This window comes from Streptomyces sp. NPDC047917 (assembly GCF_043204345.1).
GTDB classification, from domain to species: Bacteria; Actinomycetota; Actinomycetes; order Streptomycetales; family Streptomycetaceae; genus Streptomyces; species Streptomyces sanglieri.
Genome location: NZ_JBIDCA010000015.1, coordinates 227,405 through 251,858 on the forward strand (window position 1 = coordinate 227,405; position 24,454 = coordinate 251,858).

The following is a 24,454-nucleotide window of genomic DNA, read 5'->3' on the forward strand; positions in this document are numbered from 1 at the left end:
TCTCCACCTGGGCGCGGCCCACTTCTCATTCGTCCTTCACCGACGGTTTTGCCGGGCGCCTAACACCCACACCCCCCCCCCCAAACCCGCGGCCCGCCCCCCCCGGGCCCCCCCCCCCCGACTGCACAAGTACTGCGGGGTTCTGCACTCAGCCCTTGTCGGACTTGAGGGCCTCCATCGCCCGCTCGGTCACATCGGTGACCTTGCCGAGCGCGGAGATGGTGACCACCAGGTTCTGGGCCCGGTAGTAGTCGATGATCGGCTCGGTCTGCGTGTGGTAGACCTCCAGCCGGGTACGCACCGTCTCCTCGGTGTCGTCGTCCCGCTGGTACAGCTCGCCGCCGCAGACGTCGCAGACGCCCTCGGTCTTCGGCGGGTTGTACGTCACGTGGAAGACGTGGGAGCCCTCGTTCCGGCAGATCCGGCGGCCGGCGATGCGCTTGACCACCTCGTCCTCGGGGACCTCCAGGTCCAGGACCGCGTCGAGCTTGGTGCCCTCGTCCTTGAGCATGGCGTCAAGAGCCTCGGCCTGACCCACGTTGCGCGGGAAGCCGTCCAGCAGGAAGCCGTTCTCGGCGTCCGGCTGGGACATGCGGTCCTTGGCCATCCCGATGGTGACCTCGTCCGGAACCAACTGACCTGCGTCCATGAAGGCGCGGGCCCGCTTGCCAAGGTCGGTGCCCTGGCTGATGTTGGCGCGGAAGAGATCGCCCGTGGAGATCTGCGGAATCGACAGGTTCTTGGCAAGGTACGCAGCCTGCGTTCCCTTGCCGGCACCGGGCGGCCCGACGAGGACGATTCGCATCAGCGGAGGAACCCTTCGTAATTGCGCTGCTGGAGCTGGCTCTCGATCTGCTTCACGGTCTCCAGCCCCACACCCACGATGATCAGGATGCTCGTCCCGCCGAACGGGAAGTTGGCGTTCGCACCGCCGAAGCCTGCCAACGCCATCGTCGGCACAAGAGCGATCAGACCCAAGTACAGCGAGCCCGGCCAAGTGATCCTGTTGAGCACGTAGCTCAGGTACTCGGCAGTAGGTCGACCAGCCCGGATACCCGGGATGAACCCACCATACTTCTTCATGTTGTCGGCGACTTCCTCGGGGTTGAACGAAATCGCCACATAGAAGAAGGCGAAGAAGACGATCAACAGGAAGTACGCCGTGATGTAGTACGGGTGGTCGCCCTTGACGAAGTTGTCCTTGATCCAGGTCGCCCAGCCCGCGGTGGAGTTGGAGAACTGGACGATCAGGGCGGGGATGTAGAGCAGCGAAGAAGCGAAGATGACGGGGATCACACCCGCCTGATTCACCTTCAGCGGAATGTACGTCGAGGTACCGCCGTACGACCTGCGGCCGATCATGCGCTTCGCGTACTGCACCGGAATACGGCGCTGGGCCTGCTCGACGAAGACGACGAGGCCCACCATCACGAAGCCGATCAGGATGACGGTGCCGAACTCGATCCAGCCGTCGGCCAGCTTGCCGCTGGTCTTGATGGCCCACAGGGCGCCGGGGAAGCTGGCGGCGATCGAGATGAACATCAGGATCGACATGCCGTTGCCGATGCCGCGGTCGGTGATGAGCTCACCGAGCCACATGACGGCCGCGGTGCCCGCGGTCATCGTGATGACCATCACGATGGTCGTGAAGATCGACTGGTTCGGCACGATCTGGTCGGCGACCGGGCAGCCGCTGAACAGCGCGCCACTGGTGGCGGTGGCCACCAGGCCGGTGCCCTGGAGGATGGCGAGCGCGACGGTCAGATAACGCGTGTACTGCGTGATCTTGGCCTGGCCGGACTGCCCCTCCTTCTTGAGCGCCTCTAGTCGGGGGATGACCACGGTCAGCAGCTGAAGAATGATGCTGGCCGTGATGTACGGCATGATGCCGAGCGCGAAGATCGTGATCTGCAGCAGTGCACCACCGCTGAACATGTTCACCAGGCCGAAGAGGCTGTTGTTGCCCTTGCTGGCCTGATCAACACAGGTCTGGACGTTCTCGTAGCTCACTCCCGGTACCGGGATGTGTGCCCCGAGCCGGTAGAGCACGATGATGCCGAGCGTGAAGAGCAGCTTCTTGCGCAGGTCGGGCGTCTTGAACGCCCGGGCGAACGCGGTGAGCACGGTGCCTCCTGCGACCCCCGCGCAATGCGTAGAGGTGACGGTCTTGAGGATCGACGAATACGTAAAAGTCAAAGTCCCCGGGGCGGGTGCCCAGGGGGGTACCACACAACAACGCACGCCACCTTACCGGCGACCATGCCCCCCTAGGAACGACCAACCGGGGATGCCCCATATGAGAGGCATCCCCGGTCGGATGTTCAGGCCATCGAGTTGTCTCAGACGAGCTCGGTGACGGTGCCGCCGGCGGCGGCAATCTTCTCCTTGGCGGAGCCGGAGACGGCGTCAACCGAAACCTGCAGTGCCACGGAGATCTCGCCCTGTCCGAGGACCTTGACGAGGTGGTTGTTGCGCACCGCACCCTTGGCGACCAGGTCGGCCACGGTGACCTCTCCACCCTCGGGGTAGAGCGTCGCGAGCTTGTCCAGGTTCACGACCTGGTACTCGGTGCGGAACGGGTTCTTGAAGCCCTTGAGCTTCGGGAGACGCATGTGGAGGGGCATCTGCCCACCCTCGAAGCGCTCCGGAACCTGGTAACGGGCCTTGGTGCCCTTGGTGCCACGACCGGCGGTCTTACCCTTGGACGCCTCACCACGACCCACACGGGTCTTGGCGGTCTTGGCGCCCGGGGCGGGCCGGAGGTCATGGGCCTTCAGCGGCTTGTTCTCCGCCATGTCAGTCGACCTCCTCGACCGTCACGAGGTGGCGGACGGTGTGCACCATTCCGCGGAACTCGGGGCGGTCCTCCTTGACAACCACGTCGTGCAGGCGCTTGAGCCCGAGCGAACGCAGGGTGTCGCGGTGGTTCTGCTTGCTGCCGATGTACGACTTCGTCTGCGTGATCTTGAGGCGAGCCATTACGCACCCGCTCCCGCACGTGCACGAAGCAGAGCCGCGGGGGCGACGTCCTCAAGGGGCAGACCGCGGCGGGCCGCGATCTCCTCGGGACGCTGCAGACCCTTGAGGGCCTCCACGGTCGCGTGCACGATGTTGATCGCGTTGTCGGAGCCGAGCGACTTCGACAGGATGTCGTGAACGCCGGCGCACTCCAGAACGGCGCGCACCGGGCCACCGGCGATAACACCGGTACCGGGGGAAGCAGGCTTCAGCAGGACGACGCCCGCAGCCTTCTCGCCCTGGATCGGGTGAGGAATGGTGCCCTGGATGCGCGGAACCTTGAAGAAGTTCTTCTTGGCTTCCTCGACACCCTTGGCGATGGCCGCGGGAACTTCCTTGGCCTTGCCGTAACCGACACCGACGGTGCCGTCACCATCGCCCACCACGACCAGCGCGGTGAAGCTGAAGCGACGACCACCCTTCACAACCTTGGCGACGCGGTTGATCGCGACAACGCGCTCAACGTACGCGGTCTTCTCGGCGGCAGCTGCGCCGCCGTCACGGCCCTTCCGGTCCCGCCGCTCGCCGCCACCGGCACCGCTTCCGCGGCGCTGGGGTCCAGCCATTGGATTTACCTCTCTCTGTTACGTCCGCTGTGCGTAGGAACCGGGCTCAGAACTTCAGACCGGCTTCACGGGCGGCGTCAGCCAGAGCGGCAATCCGCCCGGCGTACTGGTTACCACCGCGGTCAAACACGACGGCCTCGACGCCTGCGGCCTTGGCACGCTCAGCGACCAGGGCGCCGACCTGCTTGGCCTGGGTGCTCTTGTCGCCCTCGCCACCACGGATGGAGACGTCCAGGGTCGACGCCGACGCGAGCGTGTGGCCCGCGATGTCGTCGATGACCTGAGCCACCATGTGGCGGTTGGACCGCGTCACGACCAAGCGCGGACGCTCCGGCGAACCGGAGATGTGCTTGCGGACGCGGATGTGGCGACGCTTGAGGGCGGCACGCTTGTAGGCGTCGCCCTTGGCGATCTTCACGCCGTATGCCATGGCTACTTACCAGCCTTTCCGACCTTGCGGCGGATGACCTCGCCGGCGTACTTGACGCCCTTGGCCTTGTACGGGTCAGGCTTCCGCAGCTTGCGGATCTTGGCCGCGGTCTCGCCGACCTTCTGCTTGTCGATGCCCTCGACGGAGAACTTCGTGGGGGACTCCACCTTGAAGGTGATGCCCTCCGGGGCCTCGATCAGGATCGGGTGGCTGTAGCCCAGGGCGAACTCCAGGTTGGAGCCCTTCGCCTGGACGCGGTAACCGACACCACTGATCTCGAGCGCCTTGGTGTATCCCTGGGTCACACCGGTGATCATGTTCGCCACCAGCGTGCGGGACAGGCCGTGAAGGGCCTTGTTCTGACGCTCGTCGTTCGGGCGGGCGACGTTCAGGACGCCGTCCTCACCCTTGGTGACCTCGATCGGCGACGCGACGGTGTGCGAGAGGGTGCCCTTGGGCCCCTTCACCGCGACCGTGCGGCCATCGATGGTGACGTCCACACCGGCGGGAACCTGGATGGGGAGCTTGCCGATTCGCGACATGAGCTATTCCTCCGTTCCCGACTACCAGACGTAGGCGAGGACTTCCCCACCTACGCCCTTCTTGCTGGCCTGCTGGCCGGTCAGGAGACCGTGGGACGTGGAGATGATCGCCACGCCCAGGCCGCCGAGGACCTTCGGCAGGTTGGTGGACTTTGCGTATACACGCAGACCCGGCTTCGAGATTCGCTTGATGCCGGCGATCGAGCGCTCGCGGTTCGGGCCGAACTTCAGCTCAAGGATGAGGTTCTTACCGACCTCTGCGTCCTCGACCTTCCAGCCGGTGATGAAGCCCTCCTGCTGGAGGATCTCCGCGATGTGCGACTTGATCTTGCTGTGCGGCATCACGACGTCGTCGTGGTACGCCGAGTTCGCGTTACGCAGACGCGTGAGCATGTCTGCGATGGGATCAGTCATGGTCATGAATTGGCCTTCGGCCTCTCTCGCCGGGGTTTCCTGTATGCGCCATCCCTCTCCCCACTCAGTGGCGGGACGGGTGCGGTGCGGGGACCTACGGCGTAGTAAGTCGGTCTTGGGCGGCAGGCGCCCAACCCCACAAGCCTACGGCATGTGAGGGCGGGCTCCTGCCGACCAGATGCTTACCGAGAGCTTCCGTCAATTCCCAACGCCCAAAGGGCGAAGGAGAATTACCAGGAGCTCTTGGTCACGCCCGGCAGCTCGCCACGGTGAGCCATCTCACGAAGGCACACGCGGCACAGGCCGAACTTGCGGTAGACGGAGTGGGGCCGGCCGCAGCGCTGGCAGCGGGTGTACCCGCGGACGCCGAACTTCGGCTTACGGGCGGCCTTAGCGATCAGAGCCTTCTTCGCCACGGTCAGTTCTCCTTGAACGGGAAGCCGAGGTGACGAAGGAGGGCACGACCCTCGTCGTCATTGGTCGCCGTGGTGACCACGGTGATGTCCATGCCCCGGACCCGGTCGATCTTGTCCTGGTCGATCTCGTGGAACATGACCTGCTCCGTGAGACCGAAGGTGTAGTTGCCACGGCCGTCGAACTGCTTCGGCGACAGACCACGGAAGTCACGGATACGCGGCAGCGCGAGCGACAGCGTACGGTCCAGGAACTCCCACATGCGGTCACCGCGGAGGGTGACGTGGCAGCCGATCGGCTGACCCTCGCGCAGCTTGAACTGCGCGATGGACTTGCGGGCCTTGGTGACGGCCGGCTTCTGGCCGGTGATCGTGGTGAGGTCGCGCACGGCGCCGTCGATCAGCTTGGAGTCGCGGGCGGCGTCGCCCACACCCATGTTGACCACGATCTTGACCAGGCCGGGGACCTGCATGACGTTCTCGTACGAGAACTCCTCACGCAGCTTGCCGGCGATTTCCTCGCGGTACTTCGTCTTCAGACGCGGAGTGGTGGTGGTAGCCATCAGATGTCCTCACCCGTCCGCTTGGCAACGCGGATCTTGTTGCCTTCGTCGTCGAAGCGGTAACCGACGCGCGTGACGACCTTGTTGCCGTCCTTCTCCACGACGAGCTGAACGTTGCTCACGTGGATGGGGGCCTCGGTCGTGACAATGCCACCGGTCTGCGAACCGCGAGCGGTCTGGCCGGCCTTGGTGTGCTTCTTGACCCGGTTGACACCCTCGACGAGGACGCGGTCCTGAGCGGGGTAGGCCACGATGACCTTGCCCTGCTTGCCCTTGTCCTTACCGGTGATGACCTGAACCAGGTCGCCCTTCTTGATCTTCATGCTTACAGCACCTCCGGCGCGAGCGAGATGATCTTCATGAACTTCTTCTCGCGCAGTTCCCGGCCCACCGGGCCGAAGATGCGGGTGCCGCGGGGGTCACCGTCGTTCTTCAGAATGACGGCGGCGTTCTCGTCGAAGCGGATGTACGAGCCATCCTGACGGCGACGCTCCTTGACGGTGCGAACGATGACGGCCTTGACGACGTCACCCTTCTTCACGTTGCCACCGGGGATCGCGTCCTTGACGGTGGCGACGATGACGTCACCGATGCCCGCGTAGCGGCGACCCGAACCACCGAGAACACGGATGGTGAGGATTTCCTTCGCACCCGTGTTGTCGGCGACGCGAAGTCGCGACTCCTGCTGGATCACGTCTATCTCCTGATCGTCTGCCGGTTCCCGGCGGGGGCCGCTCCGTCACCGGAACGAGCCCCCGCCGAGCCTGGCGGAACTTGCCTGAGGGGAATGCCCCTCAGGAATTACTTGGCCTTCTCGAGGATCTCGACGACGCGCCACCGCTTCGTGGCGGACAGCGGCCGGGTCTCCATCAGGAGGACGCGGTCGCCGACGCCGGCGGCGTTCTGCTCGTCGTGCGCCTTGAGCTTGTTCGTACGGCGGATGACCTTGCCGTACAGCGCGTGCTTGACACGGTCCTCGACAGCGACGACGACGGTCTTGTCCATCTTGTCGCTGACGACCAGACCCTCACGGGTCTTGCGGAAACCGCGGTCGGTGTTCGTCTCAGTCACAGTCTTCTCGCTCATCAGGCGCTCTCCACCGTCTCGATGCCCAGCTCGCGCTCGCGCATCAGGGTGTAGATCCGGGCGATGTCCTTACGGACGGACTTGAGCCGACCGTGGTTCTCGAGCTGCCCGGTCGCCGCCTGGAAGCGGAGGTTGAACAGCTCTTCCTTGGCCTCGCGGAGCTTGTTGAGGAGCTCCTCGCCGCCCAGTTCGCGCAGCTCGGACGCCTTGGTACCGGCCGACATCACGACTCACCTGCCTCGCGCCGAACGATCCGGCACTTCATCGGAAGCTTGTGAGCAGCGCGGGTGAGCGCCTCACGAGCAATCTTCTCGTTCGGGTAGGACAGCTCGAACATCACCCGACCGGGCTTGACGTTCGCGATCCACCACTCGGGAGAACCCTTACCGGAACCCATGCGGGTCTCGGCCGGCTTCTTCGTCAGGGGGCGGTCCGGGTAGATGTTGATCCAGACCTTGCCGCCACGCTTGATGTGGCGGGTCATCGCGATACGAGCTGCCTCGATCTGGCGGTTCGTCACGTACGCCGGGGTCAGCGCCTGGATGCCGTACTCGCCGAACGCAACCTGCGTGCCACCCTTGGACATACCGCTGCGCTTCGGGTGGTGCTGCTTGCGGTGCTTGACCCTACGGGGGATCAGCATTTCGGTCAGGCCTCCGTTCCGGTGCTCTCGGCAGCCGGAGCGGCAGCGGCGGGAGCCTCGGCCTTGGGGGCCTCGGCAGCCGGAGCCGACTGCTGCTGCGGCTTGCGACCGCGGCCGCCACGCTCGCCACCGCGGCCACCACGGCCGGCCGGGCGGTCAGCGCCGCCACGGGCCGGGCGGTTGCCGGCGCGGGCAGCGGCGTTCTCGGCGCGGACCTCGGCGATGTTCTTGACGTCGCCCTTGTAGATCCAGACCTTCACGCCGATGCGGCCGAAGGTCGTCTTGGCCTCGAAGAAGCCGTAGTCGACGTTCGCGCGGAGCGTGTGCAGGGGCACACGGCCCTCGCGGTAGAACTCCGAGCGGGACATCTCGGCGCCGCCGAGGCGGCCACCGCACTGGATCTTGATGCCCTTGGCGCCGGCCTTCATCGAGGACTGCATGCTCTTACGCATGGCCCGACGGAAGGAGACGCGGGAGGAGAGCTGCTCGGCGACGGCCTGGGCCACCAGCTGAGCGTCCACCTCGGGGTTCTTGACCTCAAGGATGTTCAGCTGGACCTGCTTGCCGGTCAGCTTCTCCAGCTCGCCACGGATGCGGTCGGCCTCGGCGCCGCGGCGGCCGATGACGATGCCCGGGCGGGCGGTGTGGATGTCAACGCGGACGCGGTCGCGGGTGCGCTCGATCTCGACCTTCGAGATGCCGGCCCGCTCCATGCCCTTCGTCATCATGCGACGAATGGCGACGTCTTCCTTGACGTAGTCCTTGTACAGCTTGTCGGCGTACCAACGGGACTTGAAGTCCGTGGTAATGCCGAGCCGGAACCCGTGCGGGTTTACCTTCTGGCCCATTACCGGGTTCCTTCCTTGCTGCTGACGACCACGGTGATGTGGCTGGTCCGCTTACGGATCCGGTAGGCACGGCCCTGAGCACGCGGACGGAACCGCTTCAGGGTCGGGCCCTCGTCCACGTACGCCTCGCTGATGACCAGCGAAGAGGCGTCGGTGTGGTCGTAGTTGTGTGCAGCGTTGGCAATGGCGCTGTCCAGCACCTTGCCAACCGGCACGCTCGCGGCCTGCGGGGCGAAACGCAGGACCGCCTGAGCCTCCGTGGCATCCATGCCACGGATGAGGTCCACCACGCGGCGGGCCTTCATGGGCGTGACGCGGATGTACCGCGCCTGGGCCCTGGCTTCCATGGTTGTCCCTTCGGTGTAAGTCATAGTCAGTCACCCCGCGTTAGCGGCGCTTCGACTTCCGGTCGTCCTTGACGTGGCCGCGGAAGGTGCGAGTCGGCGAGAACTCGCCGAGCTTGTGGCCGACCATCGACTCGGTGACGAACACCGGGACGTGGATCTTGCCGTTGTGCACCGCGATGGTGTGACCCAGCATGGCCGGGACGATCATCGAGCGACGGGACCAGGTCTTGATGACGTTCTTGGTGCCTGCCTCGTTCTGTACGTCCACCTTCTTGATGAGGTGGCCGTCGACGAAGGGCCCCTTCTTGAGACTGCGCGGCATCTAAACCCGCTCCTAGCGCTTCTTGTTCGTCTTGCGGCGGCGGACGATGTACTTGTTCGATGCCTTCTTCGGCGAACGAGTACGACCCTCCTTCTGACCCCACGGCGAGACCGGGTGACGACCACCGGAGGTCTTGCCTTCACCACCACCGTGCGGGTGGTCAACCGGGTTCATCGCGACACCGCGGACGGTCGGGCGAACGCCCTTCCAGCGCATGCGGCCGGCCTTGCCCCAGTTGATGTTCGACTGCTCGGCGTTGCCGACCTCGCCGATGGTGGCGCGGCAGCGGGCGTCGACCAGGCGGATCTCACCCGACGGCATACGAAGGTGGGCCATGGTGCCCTCCTTCGCCAGCAGCTGCACGGAGGCACCCGCGGAACGGGCGAACTTCGCGCCGCCGCCGGGCCGCAGCTCGATGGCGTGGATGGTCGTACCGACCGGGATGTTGCGCAGCGCCAGGTTGTTGCCGGGCTTGATGTCGGCGGCCGGGCCGTTCTCGACACGGTCGCCCTGCGTCAGGCCACGCGGCGCGATGATGTAGCGCTTCTCGCCGTCCGCGTAGTGCAGGAGCGCGATGCGCGCGGTGCGGTTCGGGTCGTACTCGATGTGCGCGACCTTGGCCGGCACGCCGTCCTTGTCGTGACGACGGAAGTCGATCACTCGGTAGGCGCGCTTGTGGCCACCGCCCTGGTGGCGAACGGTCACACGACCGGCGTTGTTACGGCCGCCCTTGCTGTGCAGGGGGCGGACCAGCGACTTCTCCGGCGTGGACCGCGTGATCTCGACAAAGTCGGCGACGCTGGAGCCACGACGGCCCGGGGTCGTCGGCTTGTACTTGCGGATACCCATTTCTCAGTCCTCGTCCGATTCCGGACGACTCGACCTCCGTCAGGAGGTCGGGCCGCCGAAGATGTCGATACGGTCGCCCTCGGCGAGGGTCACGATGGCGCGCTTGGTGTCAGCGCGCTTGCCGAAACCGGTCTTGGTGCGCTTGCGCTTACCCTGCCGGTTGATCGTGTTGACCCCGGTGACCTTGACCGAGAAGACCGCTTCCACGGCCTGCTTGATCTGGGTCTTGTTGGAGCCGGGCGCGACGATGAACGTGTACTTGTTCTCGTCGAGCAGCGCGTAGCTCTTCTCGGAAACGACCGGCTTGACGAGAACGTCGCGCGGGTCCGAGTAGGTCTTGCTGGTAACGGTCGCCTCGCTCATCAGGCGTCGCTCCCTTCGGTCTCAGCGGTCTGGGGGCCAGACACGAAGGACTCGAGGGCGGCCTGGGTGAAGACCACGTCGTCAGAGACGATCACGTCGTACGTGTTCAGCTGGCCCGGCTCCAGGATGTGCACCTGGGGCAGGTTGCGGGCGGACAGCCACGCGGCCTCGTCGGCACGGTCGACGACCAGGAGCAGGTTCTTGCGCTCCGAGATCTTGCCGAACAGCGTCTTGGCGGCCTTCGTGGAGACAGCTCCGTCGACCACGCCGGTGACGACGTGGATGCGGGAGTGACGGGCCCGGTCGGAGAGGGCACCGCGCAGGGCGGCGGCCTTCATCTTCTTCGGGGTCCGCTGCGAGTAGTCACGCGGCTGCGGGCCGTGGACGACGCCACCGCCGGCGAACTGCGGCGCACGGGTCGAACCCTGGCGCGCGCGGCCGGTGCCCTTCTGGCGGTACGGCTTGCGGCCACCACCACGGACTTCGCCGCGGGTCTTGGTCTTGTGCGTGCCCTGACGGGCAGCTGCCAGCTGTGCGACGACGACCTGGTGGATCAGCGGAACGCTGGTCTTCGCGTCGAAGATCTCCGCGGGGAGCTCGACGGTACCGGCCTTGTCGCCTGCCGGCGAAAGGATGTCAATGGTGCTCATTACCTCAAGCCCCCTTGGCCGCGGTACGGACCAGGACGAGGCCGCCGTTCGGACCGGGGACTGCGCCCTTGATGAGGAGCAGACCCTTCTCCGCGTCAACCGCGTGGATGGTCAGGTTCTGGGTGGTGACACGCTCGTTGCCCATGCGACCCGCCATGCGCATGCCCTTGAAGACACGGCCGGGGGTGGCACAGCCACCGATGGAGCCGGGCATACGGTGCACACGGTGGGCACCGTGGGACGCCTTGCCACCCTTGAAGTTGTGACGCTTCATCACACCGGCGAAGCCCTTGCCCTTGCTCTTGCCCGTGACGTCGACCTTGACGCCGGACTCGAACACCTCGGCAGTGACCTCCTGGCCCAGCGTGTACTCGCTGGCGTCAGGGGTGCGGAGCTCCACCAGGTGGCGGCGCGGGGTCACGTCGGCCTTGGCGAAGTGGCCCTTGAGGGGCTTGTTCACCTTGCGGGGGTCGATCTCGCCGAAGGCGATCTGGACTGCCTCGTAGCCGTCGTTGTCGTTGGTGCGGACCTGGGTGACGACGCAGGGCCCGGCCTTGACGACGGTCACCGGGACGACCCGGTTGTTCTCGTCCCAGACCTGGGTCATGCCGAGCTTCTCGCCCAGGACGCCCTTAATGTTCTTAGCCATCTCGCGCGTCACCTCAGAGCTTGATCTCGATGTCGACGCCCGCCGGCAGGTCGAGACGCATCAGCGAGTCAACCGTCTTCGGCGTGGGGTCGAGGATGTCGATGAGGCGCTTGTGCGTGCGCATCTCGAAGTGCTCGCGCGAGTCCTTGTACTTGTGCGGCGACTTGATGACGCAGTACACGTTCTTCTCAGTGGGCAGCGGCACCGGGCCCGCGACCGACGCACCAGTGCGGGTCACCGTCTCGACGATCTTCTTCGCCGAGGAGTCGATGACCTCGTGGTCGTAGGCCTTGAGCCGGATGCGGATCTTCTGTCCCGCCATGGCTACTAGTAGTCCTGTCTCTCATAACGCTCTGGAACCCGGGGGTTCTAATGACTCCACCTCCGACCCACGCGGTCGGGCGTGTCGCATCCCCTCTACGCAGATCTCCCGAAGGATTTCCCAACCAAGGGGGTGCGGGCCCGAGGACCGCAGGACCGGGGGCGAAACACCCACCGGGTGCCTGGCCGGTGCCCCACTGACGCTTCCCGGAAGATTCCCGTACGTCCGACCCGCAAAGGGGTCGACGAGTACTGTGGGACTCGCTTCCGGTCCTCCCGGCGGGAGGCGCGCAGCATTGACACTCAACCGAGCAACCTGGTCAGTGTGCCATACGGGGCCTGAGCCTGGCCAATCGGGCCGAGGATCTTACCTCGCGTGGTCGCTCGGTCAAACGCGGGCGCGCAGCGGGAGCCGTGCCGGGCGGTCCCCACCCTAATTCGGTCGAGCGGTCCGCACCGCCGTGCCTACAGTGACCGGCCGGGCAAGCCGTCGTCACCAGGGGCATCGATCATGCGTACGCACTATCCGCGCACCGCCCATCTGCCCTGGTCCCCCGGGGCCACCTCGGACGACGTGCGGATCGCGGACCTCTCCGGGCTGACCGGCCGCGAGGTCGTGGTCACCGAGAAGCTGGACGGCGAGAACACCACGCTCTACGCCGACGGGCTGCACGCCCGCTCCCTGGACTCGGCGCACCACCCCTCGCGGGGCTGGGTGAAGGCGCTCCAGGGCCGGGTCGGGGCGCGGATCCCCGAGGGGTGGCGGCTCTGCGGCGAGAACATGTTCGCGCGCCACTCGATCCCCTACGAGGAGCTGGAGAGCTTCTTCTACGGCTTCTCCGTCTGGGACGGGGAACACTGCCTGGACTGGGACCGGACCGTGGCGTTCCTGCGGGACCTGGGGATACCGGTGCCGCCGGTGCTGTGGCGCGGCGTGTTCGACGCCCGCGCGGAGAAGGCGCTGCGGGCGCTGAAGCCCGACACCGGCCGGCAGGAGGGATACGTCGTGCGGCCCGCGGACGGTTTTGCCGCGGCGGACTTCCGGCGCCTGGTGGCCAAGTGGGTGCGGCCCGGACACGTGCGGACCGATACGCACTGGATGCACGCCGCCGTCGTGGCGAACGGGCTGGGCCCGGCCGCCGCCCTGTGGGCCGTACGGTCCGGCGCCCCGGTCGACGCGGCCGGGCTGTCCGCCGCCACCGGGACGGACGCGGGGGATGCCGGGGCCGCCGCCGCGATGTGCGACGCCCTCGACGCGGCCGGCCGGACGGGCGAGGACCGGCTGACCGGGGTGCTCTCCGCGCTGCTGCACCGGTCCCGGCGCGCCGGGCTCGCGCCCGCGCTGGCTCCGGCGCTGGGGATGCCGCTCGCCCGCCGCGTCGCGGACCTCGTCGGACTGCACCCCGCGCTGCACCGCCCGTACCCGGACGAGGAGCGCCGCACCGGACTGGTCCGGATGTCCTTCGCCGCCGATCTGCCGCTGCTGCACGCGCTGGCCGCCACGGTGGCGGACACCGCCGAGGCGCACGAGCAGGTGGAGTGGTCGGCGCTGCACGCGGAGGGCGTGCGCGAACCGGCCGGGCTGCGGGAGGCGTTCGCGGATCTGGAACCGGACGCCGCCGACCGCTGCCTGGCGCAGGCCCGTGAGGCGTACGCCCTGGGCCGGGTCACCACCGCCGAGGAGGCCGTCGCCGCGACCTGGCGCTGGCGGGCCGGGGACTTCCCGCGCCTGGTCCACCTGGTGGGCCCGTCCGGCAGCGGCAAGAGCACCTTCGCCCGCACCCTGCCCGGCACCGACACGTACCTCTCGCTCGACGACCTGCGCTCCGCCCGGGGTTCGCGCGCCGACCAGAAGACCAACGGGGACGTGCTGCGCGAGGGGCTCGACCGGCTGGACGCCGCGCTCGCGACGGGCGCCACGGTCGTCTGGGACGCCACCTCGCTCAACGCCCACCAGCGCTCCCTGGTGCACGCGGTGGCCCGGCGCAGGGACGCGTTGCTCACCCATGCCGTGGCGCTGGTGGACGAGGCGGAGCTGATCCGCCGCAACGGGTGCCGCAGCCACCCCGTACCACCCGAGGTGCTCACCTCTCAGCTGCACAGATTCGTACCCCCGTACCCCGGCCAGGCGCACCGCACCTGGTACATCGGCGCGGGCGGAACCGTGGAGGACCGGGCGTAGGACCTTCCGTCCGGACCGGGCCGGGCTCGCGGGGCCCGCGCTCAGGCCCCGTGCTCCGTCCTGTTCCGTCCTGCTCCGAACGAAAGGCCCCTGATGCGTACCAGCGAGGAGATCTACCACCGGGTCCGCTGGGACGCCCGGTTCGACCCGGCGCGCTTCGTGCTGGGCGTGGCGCAGCGCGGGGCCGTGCCCAAGCGGGTGCCGCTGCCCCGCTTCACGCCCGGCGGGGACATCCCCTGGCACCGGGTGCTGTTCTTCGAGGCGGACGGCGAGGTGGTGTGGGACCGGTCCTCGGGCGTGGACCGGATCGACGCCACGGACGCCGGGCGGATACGCGCCCCGCGCCGGCTGCCGTCCCCGTACTTCATCTCCCGTACGCCGCACGCGTTCTCCGCTCCGGAGGCCGCCTGGACGCCGGTGCCCGAGGACCCTCCGGCGCCCGCGCCGGTCGCCCCGCTGACGCTGCTGACCTGGAACACCCTCTGGGACCGCTACGACAGCGACCGCATCGACACCGCCCGGCGCCGACCGCTCCTGCTCGACGCGCTGCGCGCCGCGGACGCCGATGTGATCGCCCTCCAGGAGGCCGAACCGGCGCTGCTCACCCTGCTGCTGGCGGCGCCCTGGGTCCGCGAGGACTACACGTTCTGGGCCGACCCGGCGGGCCGGGACGTCGCCGACTGCGGTCTGCTGCTGCTCAGCCGGGTGCCGGTGCGCGAGGCGGGCCTGCACGCCCTCGGCCCGCACAAGGCGGTCGCGGCGGTCGTCGTGGACGGGCCGGACGGACCGGTCACGGTCGCGGCGACCCATCTCAGCAGCGACCACTCGGCCGACGGCGCCGACCGGCGCGATGCCGAACTGGCCGATCTGGCAACGGGGTTGGCGGCGGTCGAGGGTGATGTGACACTGCTCGGCGACTTCAACGACGGCGGGGACACCCCGCAGGACCGGCTGGGGATGACGGACGCCTGGAGCCGGGTGCACGGCGCGGACGACCGGACACCCACCTTCGACCCGTCGGTCAATCCGCTGGCCGCGGTCTCGTCCCTGACCGGGCGGGTGTCCCGGCTGGACCGGGTGCTGATCCGTCCGGAGCGGCTGCGTCCCGTCTCGGCGGTACTGCTGGGCGATGTGCCTACGGCGGACGGGCTGTACGTCTCGGACCACTTCGGGGTACGCGTGGAACTGGCAGCCGGGGTGGTGCGGGACGCGGCCCGGGTGGCGGCGGAGGAGGCGTGCGCGGCCGATGCCGTGCGCCGGGTGGCCGACGCCCTGCCGGAAGGCTCTGTCCACCTGGCCGGCTCCCGGCGGATGGGCTGCGCGCTGCCCGGCGCGGACGTGGACCTGGTCGCGGCGCTGCCCGGTGCCGTGGATCTGCCGGGGGTACGGGAGCGGCTGGCCGCGGCCCTGCCGGACGCTGTGGACCTGCACGAGGTGACCGGCGCCCGCGTACCGGGCCTGCGCTTCGGCCTCGGCGGCCTGAAGGTGGACCTGGTGACCGTGGCGACGGGCGGTCTCGCCCCGGCCGGGGCGGTGGCCGGGCGCACCAAGCTGGGCGAGGCGGCGGCCACGGCGCTCAGCGCGGTGAGCGACGCGGATGCCGTGCTCGCGGCGGCGGACCCGCACCGGGCGGCGTTCACGGGGCTCGCCCGCGAGGTGAAGGGGTGGGCGCGGGCGCGCGGCCTGGACTCCGCGCCGTGCGGCGGGCTGCCGGGCCTCGCCTGGTCGGTGCTCGCGGCCCGTACCGCCCACGAGTCGGGCGACCTGCCTCCACTCCCCCTGCTCAGGCACTTCTTCGCGACCTGGGCCACCTGGGACTGGGACCGCCCGGTCGGCTCCGGTGGGGCCGGCGGCTCGGACGGGGCCGGCGGACCCAACGGTCCCGACGGCCCCGGTGGGGTCGGTGGGACCGGCGGGACCGGCGGGCCCGGTGAGACCGGCGGGCCCGATGAGACCGGCGGGCCCGATGAGACCGGCGGGCCCGGTGAGACCCGTGAGACCGGTGAGACCGTCTGCCTCAGCAGCGCCAGCGGTCCCGGCGGGACCAATGGGCCCGGCTGCGCCAGCGGCCCCGGCGGACCCAACAGCCCCAACACACTCCCCCTCACCGTCCTCACCCCGACCACCCCCGTCCGCTCCTGCACCACACAGGTATCCCCCGCCGGCCGCGACCTGATCGCCGAGGAGCTCTTCCGCGCCTGGGAGATCCTGGAGTCCGCCGGTGACACCGGCCCCGTACCGCACGACCTGCTCCGCACCCCGCCGCCGCTGCACCTGCGCCACACCGCCTGGGCGATCGTCTCCGTGCGGCGGGGCGCCGACGAGGGACGGCTGCGCGGCCGCCTCCTGGCCCTGCTCGCCGCCCTCGCAAAGGCCGGTTCCCCGGACGCGCACGCCTGGCCCCGCCCGTGCGGCAGCGACACGACCCACGTCCAGTACGCCATCGGCCTGGGCCGTACCCCGCCCGACGGGAACCGGCTCGCGGAGATCGGCGCGGAGTTGCTGCGCGGCATCCCGGAGGCGGGGCTGCGCCGGGCGGACCGCGCCGAGGCGCCGGACCTGCGGTGAGGGCGGCCGGAGCGGGCCTGCCCCTCCCGCCCTGCGAGGATCCGTCCATGAACACGAGCACCACCGCCACCTGGGCCCTGCGCCCCGCCCTGCCCGAGGACATCGAGGCCCTGGCCGAACTCAGGGCCGCCGCGATGCGCCCCGACCTGGAGCGGCTGGGGCGTTACGACGAACACCGCGTACGCCGGCGGATGCGGGACGGCTACGTACCGGGGCACACCTCGGTCGTGGTCGTGGACGGCGAGATCGCCGGGACCGTGACCCTGCGCCCGGTCGACGGCGGGCTGCGGCTGGAGAACTTCTGCCTCTCCCCCGCACTCCACGGGCGCGGCACGGGCACCGCGGTGCTCCGCGCGCTGCTCGCGCGGGCCGACGAGCAGGGTGCCACCGTGCGGCTGGACGTGCTCCGGGGCAGCGCCGCCCGGGCGCTGTACGAACGGCACGGGTTCACCGAGGAGCGCCAGGACCCGATCGATGTGTTCATGGTGCGTCCACCCGCGCGTTGAACCGTCCGGGTCACATCATCGGATATCCAGGCAACCCACCTTCTGGAATCTCCGTCTATCCCCCCGCAGCAGCGGCTCGCCACCCTCCGCGACCTGCATGGATTCGGTACGCAGCACAGGGCCGTCCGGCCGCCCGCTGCGGGGGAAGTGGACGGAGCACGGTGTGACGGATCGACCTGCCTTGCGCGCAGCGCGCCCGGGAATGCCGCGGCGCACCCTGCTGGCGGCGGCCGGCGCGACCGGCCTGGCGGCCCTCAGCGCCTGCACGGCGCCCTCGCCGCCCCGCCGCCGCGATCCGGCCGCGGACCCGATGCCCGGACTGCGGATAAGCACCTCGCACCCGGCCCTGATGATGCAGGTCCTCGCCCACCCGGACGACGACCTGTACTTCATGAACCCGGACACCCAGCAGGCCCTCGACGCCGGAACCCCGCTGGTCTGCGTCTATCTGACCGGCGGCGAGGCCACCGGCATAAACCGCATGCCGGGCCGCCCGGTGCCCGTGCCCGACAAGTCCGCGTACTCCTCCTCGCGCCACCAGGGTCTCCGCCAGGCGTACGCGACCCTGCTCGGCCTCGGCAGGTTCACCCCGTGGCAGAAGTCCGTCATCGAGCTGCACGGCGGCCACCGCGCCGAGATCGACACCCTCACCAACCTCGGCCGCCGGGTCGAGCTGATCTTCATCAACACCGCCATGCACACCACGTACGGGCGGCTGGGCCTGCCCAGCCTCTGGCAGGACCGGCGGCTGGTGCTGCCGACCGTCGTCGCCGACGGCTCGCCGCTCAGGAAGGTGGGTTCGTACACCTACGACGGGCTGATCGACGTACTGGCCGGGCTGTTCGAGCGGTACCGGCCCAGCGTCCTGCACACCATGGACCCGGACCCCGACATCCAGCACAGCAGCGAGGCCGTCCGGCGCCGGGACAGCGAGCAGCAGGGCTACTCCGACCATCCCGACCACACCGCCGCGGCGCTGTTCACCTGGGCGTCGCTGATCCGGTGGGTGGCCCGCACCACTCGGGACGGGGGCCAGGTGCCGAGCTTCGCCACCGCGGCGTTCCGGGCCTACTACAACCGGCACTGGCCGAAGAACCTGCCGCCCGTCGTGCTGGCCGGGAAGGCGTCGCACCTGGTGCCGTACGGCGGCTCCGCGGACTGGCGGTGCGGCAATCCGGCGGGCTGCGGGGACTACAACGTGGGCGGCGACCGGCCGCTGACCAACCGGAAGGGCTGGGTGCGCTCCACCCACTACCGCTACCCGGGCCCCCGCCCCGCCGTCGCCGCCGAACCGGACGACCGGCTCGTCGCCTACGGGGTGCTGGGCCTGCGGGCGGTGCGGTGGCGCGAGAGCGCGCCGGGCAGCGGGGTGTGGGACGCGCCGGACGATCTCGGCGGCGGACCGCTCGCACCGGTGCTCGGGAGCGCGACGCTGCCGGACGGGCGCCATCTGCTCTTCGGGCTGCGGTTCTCGGCGATCGGCGGGCACGGCGCGGACAACGAGCGCGAGATCGTCGCGCTGGAGCAGCGCTCCCCCGGCGGCCCCTTCCGCGCCTGGCAGGGGCTGGGCAACCCGGTGCACGGCCACGACGGCGGGCGCCGGATCGGCGTCCCGGTCGCGGCAGCCGCGCCGGACGGGCGGGTGCACCTCTTCGTACGGAACGCGGAGAAGGGCGTCAGCACCCGGGTACGGGACACGGCCGGCCGGTGGAGCCGGTGGCAGGACATGGGCGGTGGCGAGATCCAGGACGGGCTGAGCGCCGTGGTGGACTCCGAGGGGTGCGTCCATGTCTACGCGGCGGGCCGGTTCGCGGTGCACCACTGGACGCAGGACGCGCCCGGCGAGGCTCTGACCGCGCGCACCCAGATCTCCGGGGTGCCGGTGCCCGGGGACGGCCCGGCCGCGCTGCCCGGGGCGGACGGCACCGTCGAGCTGTTCTACCGGGCGGCGGCGAAGGCCGCCCTGACGACCGTACGGACCGGGGAGACGGCCGACGAGACCGGCATCGACGGATACGGGCGGCTGACCGGGGGCCGGGCGGACCTGGACGGGTACGGGCCGGTGACCGCCGCCGGGTCGGCGGGGGCCCCGGTACTGCTCGGCCGCACCGCCTCGGGCCTCCTCCAGCTCCGTACGCCCGCCGGACGCTCCGTACGGCGGCGCGGGCCGGTGGCGCTGGACGGGCCGGCCCTGCACGTCGGGAAGGACGGACGGCCGACGGTGGTGGCGATGGGCCCGGACGCCCTGCCCTGGCTCTGGCGCCCCTGAACGGTGCCCCCGCCGCACACCACATGATCCGCACATGAAGAAGGGCCCCGGTCCACCGCTCGCGCGGCGGGCCGGGGCCCTTCTCGGTGCTCTGTGCGGAGCAACCAGGTCAGACAGTCAGGTAATTACTTGACGATCTTGGTGACCTGGCCGGCGCCCACGGTCCGGCCACCCTCACGGATGGCGAACTTCAGGCCCTCTTCCATCGCGACAGGCTGGATGAGGTTGACCGTCATGACGGTGTTGTCACCCGGCATGACCATCTCGGTGCCCTCGGGAAGGGTCACCACGCCCGTCACGTCCGTGGTACGGAAGTAGAACTGCGGGCGGTAGTTGTTGAAGAACGGGGTGTGACGGCCACCCTCGTCCTTCGACAGGATGTAGGCCTGGGCCTCGAACTCGGTGTGCGGCGTGACCGAACCGGGCTTGATGATGACCTGGCCGCGCTCGACGTCCTCGCGCTTGATGCCACGGAGGAGCAGACCGACGTTCTCACCGGCCTGGCCCTCGTCGAGCAGCTTGCGGAACATCTCGATGCCGGTGACCGTGGTGGTGGTCTTCTCCTGCTTGATACCGACGATGTCGACGGTCTCGTTGACCTTCAGGATACCGCGCTCGATACGACCGGTGACGACGGTGCCACGACCGGTGATCGTGAAGACGTCCTCGATCGGCATCAGGAACGGCTTGTCGACGTCACGCTCGGGCTGCGGGATGTTCTCGTCGACGGCCTTCATCAGGTCGAGGACGGTCTGGCCCCACTCCTTGTCGCCCTCAAGAGCCTTGAGCGCCGAGACCTTGACGACCGGAAGGTCGTCGCCCGGGAACTCGTACTCGGAGAGGAGCTCACGGACCTCGAGCTCGACGAGCTCCAGGATCTCCTCGTCGTCCACCATGTCGGCCTTGTTCAGGGCGACGACGATGTACGGAACGCCGACCTGGCGGGCCAGGAGCACGTGCTCCTTGGTCTGCGGCATCGGGCCGTCGGTGGCGGCGACCACGAGGATGGCGCCGTCCATCTGCGCGGCACCCGTGATCATGTTCTTGATGTAGTCCGCGTGACCCGGGCAGTCGACGTGCGCGTAGTGACGCGACTCCGTCTGGTACTCGACGTGCGCGATCGAGATCGTGATACCGCGCTGGCGCTCCTCGGGAGCCTTGTCGATCTGGTCGAAGGCCGAGGCCTCGTTCAGGTCCGGGTACGCGTCGTGCAGCACCTTGGTAATGGCGGCCGTGAGGGTCGTCTTACCGTGGTCGATGTGACCGATGGTGCCGATGTTGACGTGCGGCTTAGTCCGCTCGAACTTCGCCTTCGCCACTGGGTCCTCCTGTGGAGTGGTTCTGTACGCCTTGCTTCATCGGCGCCAGGTGATCTTTGCTGGGATGCCGGTGCCGGGGGCAGTCACCGCAGAACTTCCGCTCTGCGACGAATGCCCCACCAGGCTCCGGTGACAAGCCTAAAGCGTGAGCTCGGGAGAGTTACTCGCCCTTGGCCTTCGCGATGATCTCCTCGGCGACGTTCCGCGGAACCTCGGCGTAGGAGTCGAACTGCATCGAGTAGCTTGCGCGACCCGAGGTCTTGCTGCGGAGGTCTCCGACGTAGCCGAACATCTCCGAGAGGGGCACGAGGCCCTTCACGACGCGAGCGCCGCTGCGCTCCTCCATGGCCTGGATCTGGCCACGGCGGGAGTTGAGGTCACCGATGACATCGCCCATGTAGTCCTCGGGCGTGGTGACCTCGACGGCCATCATCGGCTCAAGGAGCACGGGGGACGCCTTGCGAGCACCCTCCTTGAACGCCTGCGAACCGGCGATCTTGAAGGCGAGCTCGGAGGAGTCGACCTCGTGGTAACCACCGTCGAGAAGGGTGACGCGGACGCCCACCATCTCGTAGCCGGCCAGGATGCCGAACTGCATGGCCTCCTGGGCACCCGCGTCCACCGAGGGGATGTACTCACGGGGGATGCGGCCACCGGTGACCTTGTTGACGAACTCGTAGGACGCGTCGCCACCCTCGATGGGCTCAAGGGCGATCTGCACCTTCGCGAACTGGCCGGTACCACCAGTCTGCTTCTTGTGCGTGTAGTCGATGCGCTCGACGGCCTTGCGGATCGTCTCGCGGTACGCGACCTGCGGCTTGCCGACGTTCGCCTCGACGCGGAATTCGCGCTTCATGCGGTCGACGAGCACTTCGAGGTGAAGCTCGCCCATACCACCGATGATGGTCTGGCCGGTCTCCTCGTCGGAGTGCACCTGGAAGGACGGGTCCTCCTCGGAGAGGCGCTGGATGGCGACACCCAGCTTCTCCTGGTCGCCCTTGGACTTGGGCTCGATGGCGACCTGAATGACCGGCGCCGGGAAGTCCATGGACTCCAGGATGACCGGGTTCTTGTCGTCACACAGCGTCTCACCGGTGGTGGTCTGCTTCAGGCCCATGACGGCGATGATGTCACCGGCGCCCACCGACGCGATCTCCTCACGCTTGTTCGCGTGCATGCGGTAGATCTTGCCGATGCGCTCCTTCTTGCCCTTGACGGAGTTCAGCACCGCGGTGCCGGCCTCCAGGCGACCGGAGTAGATCCGGACGAAGGTGAGCTTGCCGAGGTGCGGGTCGCTCGCGATCTTGAACGCCAGGCCGGAGAACGGCTCGTCGTCCGAGGGCTTGCGCTCGATGACCTTCTCCGGGTCCTTGGGGTCGTGGCCTTCGATGGCCTCGACGTCCAGGGGGGAGGGCAGGTAGCGGACGACCGCGTCGAGCAGGGGCTGGACGCCCTTGTTCTTGAACGCGGTGCCACAGAACACCGGGGTGACGGTGACGGAGTCGGCGCCGCCCTTCGATGCGAGGGTGATCCGGCGGATGGCCTCGTGCAGCTGCTCCTGGGTGGGCTCGTTGCCCTCCAGGTACAGCTCCATCATGGCGTCGTCGTTCTCGGCCACGGCCTCAAGGAGCTTGCCGCGCCATTCCTCGGCGGCCTCCTTGAGGTTGTCCGGGATCTCGACGACGTTGTACATCTCGCCCTTGGCGGCCTCTTCCGGGTACACGAAGGCCTGCATCGACACGAGGTCGACGACGCCCGTGAAGTCGGCCTCCGCGCCGATCGGGAGCTGCATGACGATCGGGGTCGCGCCGAGGCGGTCCACGATCATCTGGACGCAGCGCAGGAAGTCGGCACCGGTGCGGTCGAGCTTGTTGACGAAGCAGATACGCGGCACGCCGTAGCGGTCCGCCTGACGCCACACGGTCTCGGACTGCGGCTCGACGCCCGCCACACCGTCGAACACGGTGACGGCGCCGTCGAGGACGCGGAGCGAACGCTCCACCTCGACGGTGAAGTCGACGTGACCCGGGGTGTCGATGATGTTGATGGTGTGGTCAACATCATTGAGCGGCCAGTGGCAGGTCGTCGCGGCGGACGTGATCGTGATGCCGCGCTCCTGCTCCTGCTCCATCCAGTCCATCGTGGCAGCGCCGTCGTGGACCTCACCGATCTTGTACGAGACGCCGGTGTAGAACAGGATCCGCTCAGTGGTGGTCGTCTTGCCCGCGTCGATGTGGGCCATGATCCCGATGTTGCGGACCTTGGCCAGGTCAAGCGAAGTGGTGGCCATAAGGCTCAATCTTCTCTCGGTCTCGATGTGGGTAGCGACTACCAGCGGTAGTGCGCGAAGGCCTTGTTGGACTCGGCCATCTTGTGGGTGTCCTCACGCTTCTTGACAGCAGCGCCAAGACCGTTGGAGGCGTCGAGCAGCTCGTTCATGAGGCGCTCGGTCATGGTCTTCTCACGACGGGCGCGGGAGTAACCCACGAGCCAGCGCAGTGCGAGGGTGGAGGCGCGACCGGGCTTGACCTCGATCGGCACCTGGTAGGTGGCGCCACCGACACGGCGGGACTTGACCTCAAGCGAGGGCTTGACGTTCTCAAGCGCGCGCTTCAGCGTGATGACCGGGTCGTTGCCGGTCTTCTCGCGGAGGCCCTCCATGGCGCCGTACACGATTCGCTCGGCGGTGGAGCGCTTGCCGTCCAGCAGGATCTTGTTGATCAGCGAGGTGACAAGAGGAGAGCTGTAGACCGGGTCGATGATGACCGGGCGCTTCGGGGCGGGGCCCTTACGAGGCATTCTTACTTCTCCTTCTTGGCGCCGTAGCGGCTGCGGGCCTGCTTGCGGTTCTTGACACCCTGGGTGTCGAGCGAGCCGCGGATGATCTTGTAACGAACACCCGGCAGGTCCTTCACACGGCCACCACGCACGAGCACGATGGAGTGCTCCTGCAGGTTGTGTCCCTCACCCGGGATGTAGGCCGTGACCTCGATACCGGAGGTCAGACGCACACGCGCGACCTTACGGAGGGCCGAGTTCGGCTTCTTCGGGGTGGTCGTGAACACACGCGTGCAGACGCCGCGGCGCTGGGGCGAACCCTCGAGCGCGGGCGTCTTGTTCTTCTCGACCTTGTCCTGCCGGCCCTTCCGGACCAGCTGCTGGATCGTAGGCACTACTTCTCCGGTTTCTGTGTGCCGTTCGTGAAACTAACCTGGAACGTCACCGACCCACGCGGTCGGGTGTGTCGAATACTGCAGGCTTCTGCCGCAAGGCAGAAGGAGCGCAGATTGCGGTAGCCACTGACGGACTCGCCATGCGGTTGAGGACACGCACACGAGCCCAGGCACACCCCAGGCACAAGGTCTGAGCGTACCTACCTCGTCGACTCCGGTCAAAACAAATGCTGTCCGCCGCGACACGCCGGACCGTGCGCCCGGCTTGTCCCGACCCGTACCCACGGCTTCCCGCGCCCCAGAGGCCGCCCACAGCCCCGCACAGGGCCTCCGGGCCCCAATCCGGGCCGTCCCGGGGTCCTCCGGCCGGCCGGAGGACAGTGACGTATCACACGCCGGAGGGCGGCCACCCC

General features: G+C 68.5%; 31 protein-coding genes. 4 read left to right on the forward strand and 27 right to left on the reverse strand.

The features are described 5' to 3' along the window. Positions 1–148 precede the first annotated feature (148 nt). The 23 genes from ACGF8B_RS33575 to rpsJ form a co-directional block, all read right to left on the reverse strand. The gene (locus ACGF8B_RS33575; protein ID WP_266689127.1) at positions 149–805 is read right to left on the reverse strand and encodes an adenylate kinase; all 657 of its coding nucleotides are present in this window, start codon (positions 803–805) and stop codon (positions 149–151) included. Continuing rightward, positions 805–2,124, reverse strand: coding sequence for a preprotein translocase subunit SecY (gene secY / locus ACGF8B_RS33580; RefSeq protein WP_093540755.1), 1,320 nt, complete (start codon positions 2,122–2,124; stop codon positions 805–807). Before secY ends, ACGF8B_RS33575 begins: the two co-directional genes overlap by 1 nt. A gap of 215 nt (positions 2,125–2,339) precedes the next feature. Next, positions 2,340–2,795 carry a 50S ribosomal protein L15 gene (rplO, locus tag ACGF8B_RS33585; protein WP_018550610.1) on the reverse strand — a complete coding sequence of 152 codons (456 nt, stop codon included), beginning with the start codon at positions 2,793–2,795 and terminating at the stop codon, positions 2,340–2,342. A 1-nt stretch (position 2,796) separates the two neighbouring features. Beyond that, positions 2,797–2,979 carry a 50S ribosomal protein L30 gene (gene rpmD / locus ACGF8B_RS33590; RefSeq protein WP_018550611.1) on the reverse strand — a complete coding sequence of 61 codons (183 nt, stop codon included), beginning with the start codon at positions 2,977–2,979 and terminating at the stop codon, positions 2,797–2,799. Further along, entirely contained in the window at positions 2,979–3,584 is a 606-nt protein-coding gene (gene rpsE, locus ACGF8B_RS33595; RefSeq protein ID WP_072485533.1) for a 30S ribosomal protein S5, read from the reverse strand. Before rpsE ends, rpmD begins: the two co-directional genes overlap by 1 nt. 46 nt (positions 3,585–3,630) lie before the next feature. After that, the gene (gene rplR / locus ACGF8B_RS33600; protein ID WP_093540756.1) at positions 3,631–4,014 is read right to left on the reverse strand and encodes a 50S ribosomal protein L18; all 384 of its coding nucleotides are present in this window, start codon (positions 4,012–4,014) and stop codon (positions 3,631–3,633) included. A 2-nt stretch (positions 4,015–4,016) separates the two neighbouring features. Next, the gene (rplF, locus tag ACGF8B_RS33605; RefSeq protein WP_124716935.1) at positions 4,017–4,556 is read right to left on the reverse strand and encodes a 50S ribosomal protein L6; all 540 of its coding nucleotides are present in this window, start codon (positions 4,554–4,556) and stop codon (positions 4,017–4,019) included. Between the two features lie 21 nt (positions 4,557–4,577). Continuing rightward, entirely contained in the window at positions 4,578–4,976 is a 399-nt protein-coding gene (gene rpsH / locus ACGF8B_RS33610; protein ID WP_351259462.1) for a 30S ribosomal protein S8, read from the reverse strand. Positions 4,977–5,200: 224 nt separating this feature from the next. Continuing rightward, on the reverse strand, positions 5,201–5,386 hold the full coding sequence (locus tag ACGF8B_RS33615; protein ID WP_003948630.1) for a type Z 30S ribosomal protein S14: 186 nt from the start codon (positions 5,384–5,386) through the stop codon (positions 5,201–5,203). A gap of 2 nt (positions 5,387–5,388) precedes the next feature. After that, positions 5,389–5,946, reverse strand: a complete 558-nt coding sequence (gene rplE, locus ACGF8B_RS33620; RefSeq protein ID WP_093540759.1) for a 50S ribosomal protein L5 — start codon at positions 5,944–5,946, stop codon at positions 5,389–5,391. Next, positions 5,946–6,269 carry a 50S ribosomal protein L24 gene (gene rplX / locus ACGF8B_RS33625; protein WP_003966949.1) on the reverse strand — a complete coding sequence of 108 codons (324 nt, stop codon included), beginning with the start codon at positions 6,267–6,269 and terminating at the stop codon, positions 5,946–5,948. The genes rplE and rplX overlap by 1 nt, the downstream gene beginning before the upstream one ends. 2 nt (positions 6,270–6,271) lie before the next feature. Continuing rightward, a complete protein-coding gene (gene rplN, locus ACGF8B_RS33630) occupies positions 6,272–6,640 on the reverse strand; it encodes a 50S ribosomal protein L14 (RefSeq protein ID WP_003966950.1) in 369 nt (122 codons plus the stop codon). Between the two features lie 107 nt (positions 6,641–6,747). Next, positions 6,748–7,032, reverse strand: a complete 285-nt coding sequence (rpsQ, locus tag ACGF8B_RS33635) for a 30S ribosomal protein S17 (RefSeq protein WP_030977953.1) — start codon at positions 7,030–7,032, stop codon at positions 6,748–6,750. Continuing rightward, positions 7,032–7,256, reverse strand: coding sequence for a 50S ribosomal protein L29 (gene rpmC, locus ACGF8B_RS33640; RefSeq protein WP_124716937.1), 225 nt, complete (start codon positions 7,254–7,256; stop codon positions 7,032–7,034). Before rpmC ends, rpsQ begins: the two co-directional genes overlap by 1 nt. Next, the gene (gene rplP / locus ACGF8B_RS33645; protein ID WP_014047785.1) at positions 7,256–7,675 is read right to left on the reverse strand and encodes a 50S ribosomal protein L16; all 420 of its coding nucleotides are present in this window, start codon (positions 7,673–7,675) and stop codon (positions 7,256–7,258) included. The genes rpmC and rplP overlap by 1 nt, the downstream gene beginning before the upstream one ends. 5 nt (positions 7,676–7,680) lie before the next feature. Continuing rightward, a complete protein-coding gene (gene rpsC, locus ACGF8B_RS33650) occupies positions 7,681–8,523 on the reverse strand; it encodes a 30S ribosomal protein S3 (protein ID WP_093540760.1) in 843 nt (280 codons plus the stop codon). Continuing rightward, positions 8,523–8,870 carry a 50S ribosomal protein L22 gene (gene rplV, locus ACGF8B_RS33655; RefSeq protein WP_004571827.1) on the reverse strand — a complete coding sequence of 116 codons (348 nt, stop codon included), beginning with the start codon at positions 8,868–8,870 and terminating at the stop codon, positions 8,523–8,525. The genes rpsC and rplV overlap by 1 nt, the downstream gene beginning before the upstream one ends. 40 nt (positions 8,871–8,910) lie before the next feature. After that, the gene (gene rpsS, locus ACGF8B_RS33660; RefSeq protein WP_003966956.1) at positions 8,911–9,192 is read right to left on the reverse strand and encodes a 30S ribosomal protein S19; all 282 of its coding nucleotides are present in this window, start codon (positions 9,190–9,192) and stop codon (positions 8,911–8,913) included. Between the two features lie 12 nt (positions 9,193–9,204). Further along, positions 9,205–10,041 carry a 50S ribosomal protein L2 gene (gene rplB / locus ACGF8B_RS33665; protein WP_124716938.1) on the reverse strand — a complete coding sequence of 279 codons (837 nt, stop codon included), beginning with the start codon at positions 10,039–10,041 and terminating at the stop codon, positions 9,205–9,207. A 39-nt stretch (positions 10,042–10,080) separates the two neighbouring features. Then, positions 10,081–10,404, reverse strand: coding sequence for a 50S ribosomal protein L23 (gene rplW / locus ACGF8B_RS33670; protein WP_014154589.1), 324 nt, complete (start codon positions 10,402–10,404; stop codon positions 10,081–10,083). Continuing rightward, a complete protein-coding gene (gene rplD, locus ACGF8B_RS33675) occupies positions 10,404–11,054 on the reverse strand; it encodes a 50S ribosomal protein L4 (RefSeq protein WP_072485541.1) in 651 nt (216 codons plus the stop codon). The genes rplW and rplD overlap by 1 nt, the downstream gene beginning before the upstream one ends. Before the next feature lie 4 nt (positions 11,055–11,058). Continuing rightward, positions 11,059–11,703, reverse strand: a complete 645-nt coding sequence (gene rplC / locus ACGF8B_RS33680) for a 50S ribosomal protein L3 (protein ID WP_072485542.1) — start codon at positions 11,701–11,703, stop codon at positions 11,059–11,061. 13 nt (positions 11,704–11,716) lie between these two features. Then, positions 11,717–12,025 (reverse strand): 30S ribosomal protein S10, encoded by a 309-nt coding sequence (gene rpsJ, locus ACGF8B_RS33685; RefSeq protein WP_003948644.1) that lies wholly within the window; start codon positions 12,023–12,025, stop codon positions 11,717–11,719. A gap of 510 nt (positions 12,026–12,535) precedes the next feature. Here rpsJ and ACGF8B_RS33690 point away from each other — a divergent pair. The 4 genes from ACGF8B_RS33690 to ACGF8B_RS33705 all read left to right on the forward strand — a co-directional run bounded on the left by ACGF8B_RS33690 (position 12,536) and on the right by ACGF8B_RS33705 (position 19,549). Continuing rightward, positions 12,536–14,206, forward strand: a complete 1,671-nt coding sequence (locus tag ACGF8B_RS33690) for an RNA ligase family protein (RefSeq protein WP_392745900.1) — start codon at positions 12,536–12,538, stop codon at positions 14,204–14,206. A gap of 93 nt (positions 14,207–14,299) precedes the next feature. Then, complete coding sequence (locus ACGF8B_RS33695) at positions 14,300–16,774, forward strand: RNA repair domain-containing protein (protein WP_392745902.1); 2,475 nt, start codon at positions 14,300–14,302, stop codon at positions 16,772–16,774. A gap of 47 nt (positions 16,775–16,821) precedes the next feature. Continuing rightward, positions 16,822–17,280, forward strand: coding sequence for a GNAT family N-acetyltransferase (locus tag ACGF8B_RS33700; RefSeq protein ID WP_392745904.1), 459 nt, complete (start codon positions 16,822–16,824; stop codon positions 17,278–17,280). Positions 17,281–17,482: 202 nt separating this feature from the next. Further along, a complete protein-coding gene (locus ACGF8B_RS33705; RefSeq protein WP_392745946.1) occupies positions 17,483–19,549 on the forward strand; it encodes a PIG-L family deacetylase in 2,067 nt (688 codons plus the stop codon). A gap of 125 nt (positions 19,550–19,674) precedes the next feature. Here ACGF8B_RS33705 and tuf read toward each other — a convergent pair whose 3' ends face one another. The 4 genes from tuf to rpsL all read right to left on the reverse strand — a co-directional run bounded on the left by tuf (position 19,675) and on the right by rpsL (position 24,041). After that, positions 19,675–20,868, reverse strand: a complete 1,194-nt coding sequence (gene tuf / locus ACGF8B_RS33710) for an elongation factor Tu (RefSeq protein ID WP_266913357.1) — start codon at positions 20,866–20,868, stop codon at positions 19,675–19,677. A gap of 160 nt (positions 20,869–21,028) precedes the next feature. Further along, positions 21,029–23,158 carry an elongation factor G gene (fusA, locus tag ACGF8B_RS33715; RefSeq protein WP_392745906.1) on the reverse strand — a complete coding sequence of 710 codons (2,130 nt, stop codon included), beginning with the start codon at positions 23,156–23,158 and terminating at the stop codon, positions 21,029–21,031. A 38-nt stretch (positions 23,159–23,196) separates the two neighbouring features. Then, complete coding sequence (rpsG, locus tag ACGF8B_RS33720; RefSeq protein ID WP_007445917.1) at positions 23,197–23,667, reverse strand: 30S ribosomal protein S7; 471 nt, start codon at positions 23,665–23,667, stop codon at positions 23,197–23,199. A 2-nt stretch (positions 23,668–23,669) separates the two neighbouring features. Then, a complete protein-coding gene (rpsL, locus tag ACGF8B_RS33725) occupies positions 23,670–24,041 on the reverse strand; it encodes a 30S ribosomal protein S12 (RefSeq protein ID WP_003948652.1) in 372 nt (123 codons plus the stop codon). Positions 24,042–24,454 lie beyond the last annotated feature (413 nt).

Excerpts from the sequence above, each read along its gene's own strand:
- rplC (WP_072485542.1), bottom strand. The coding sequence starts at position 11,703 with ATGGCTAAGAACATTAAGGGCGTCCTGGGCGAGAAGCTCGGCATGACC.
- ACGF8B_RS33705 (WP_392745946.1), top strand. The coding sequence starts at position 17,483 with ATGCCGCGGCGCACCCTGCTGGCGGCGGCCGGCGCGACCGGCCTGGCG.
- ACGF8B_RS33700 (WP_392745904.1), top strand. The coding sequence starts at position 16,822 with ATGAACACGAGCACCACCGCCACCTGGGCCCTGCGCCCCGCCCTGCCC.
- rplE (WP_093540759.1), bottom strand. The coding sequence starts at position 5,946 with ATGGCTACCACCACCACTCCGCGTCTGAAGACGAAGTACCGCGAGGAA.
- rplO (WP_018550610.1), bottom strand. The coding sequence starts at position 2,795 with ATGGCGGAGAACAAGCCGCTGAAGGCCCATGACCTCCGGCCCGCCCCG.
- rplX (WP_003966949.1), bottom strand. The coding sequence starts at position 6,269 with ATGAAGATCAAGAAGGGCGACCTGGTTCAGGTCATCACCGGTAAGGAC.
- rpmD (WP_018550611.1), bottom strand. The coding sequence starts at position 2,979 with ATGGCTCGCCTCAAGATCACGCAGACGAAGTCGTACATCGGCAGCAAG.
- rpsH (WP_351259462.1), bottom strand. The coding sequence starts at position 4,976 with ATGACCATGACTGATCCCATCGCAGACATGCTCACGCGTCTGCGTAAC.
- ACGF8B_RS33690 (WP_392745900.1), top strand. The coding sequence starts at position 12,536 with ATGCGTACGCACTATCCGCGCACCGCCCATCTGCCCTGGTCCCCCGGG.
- rplV (WP_004571827.1), bottom strand. The coding sequence starts at position 8,870 with ATGGAAGCCAGGGCCCAGGCGCGGTACATCCGCGTCACGCCCATGAAG.
- rpsC (WP_093540760.1), bottom strand. The coding sequence starts at position 8,523 with ATGGGCCAGAAGGTAAACCCGCACGGGTTCCGGCTCGGCATTACCACG.
- rplR (WP_093540756.1), bottom strand. The coding sequence starts at position 4,014 with ATGGCATACGGCGTGAAGATCGCCAAGGGCGACGCCTACAAGCGTGCC.
- ACGF8B_RS33695 (WP_392745902.1), top strand. The coding sequence starts at position 14,300 with ATGCGTACCAGCGAGGAGATCTACCACCGGGTCCGCTGGGACGCCCGG.
- rplW (WP_014154589.1), bottom strand. The coding sequence starts at position 10,404 with ATGAGCGAGGCGACCGTTACCAGCAAGACCTACTCGGACCCGCGCGAC.
- rplD (WP_072485541.1), bottom strand. The coding sequence starts at position 11,054 with ATGAGCACCATTGACATCCTTTCGCCGGCAGGCGACAAGGCCGGTACC.
- rpsG (WP_007445917.1), bottom strand. The coding sequence starts at position 23,667 with ATGCCTCGTAAGGGCCCCGCCCCGAAGCGCCCGGTCATCATCGACCCG.
- rplF (WP_124716935.1), bottom strand. The coding sequence starts at position 4,556 with ATGTCGCGAATCGGCAAGCTCCCCATCCAGGTTCCCGCCGGTGTGGAC.
- fusA (WP_392745906.1), bottom strand. The coding sequence starts at position 23,158 with ATGGCCACCACTTCGCTTGACCTGGCCAAGGTCCGCAACATCGGGATC.
- rpmC (WP_124716937.1), bottom strand. The coding sequence starts at position 7,256 with ATGTCGGCCGGTACCAAGGCGTCCGAGCTGCGCGAACTGGGCGGCGAG.
- rpsS (WP_003966956.1), bottom strand. The coding sequence starts at position 9,192 with ATGCCGCGCAGTCTCAAGAAGGGGCCCTTCGTCGACGGCCACCTCATC.
- rplP (WP_014047785.1), bottom strand. The coding sequence starts at position 7,675 with ATGCTGATCCCCCGTAGGGTCAAGCACCGCAAGCAGCACCACCCGAAG.
- rplB (WP_124716938.1), bottom strand. The coding sequence starts at position 10,041 with ATGGGTATCCGCAAGTACAAGCCGACGACCCCGGGCCGTCGTGGCTCC.
- ACGF8B_RS33575 (WP_266689127.1), bottom strand. The coding sequence starts at position 805 with ATGCGAATCGTCCTCGTCGGGCCGCCCGGTGCCGGCAAGGGAACGCAG.
- rpsQ (WP_030977953.1), bottom strand. The coding sequence starts at position 7,032 with ATGAGCGAGAAGACTGTGACTGAGACGAACACCGACCGCGGTTTCCGC.
- rpsE (WP_072485533.1), bottom strand. The coding sequence starts at position 3,584 with ATGGCTGGACCCCAGCGCCGCGGAAGCGGTGCCGGTGGCGGCGAGCGG.
- rpsJ (WP_003948644.1), bottom strand. The coding sequence starts at position 12,025 with ATGGCGGGACAGAAGATCCGCATCCGGCTCAAGGCCTACGACCACGAG.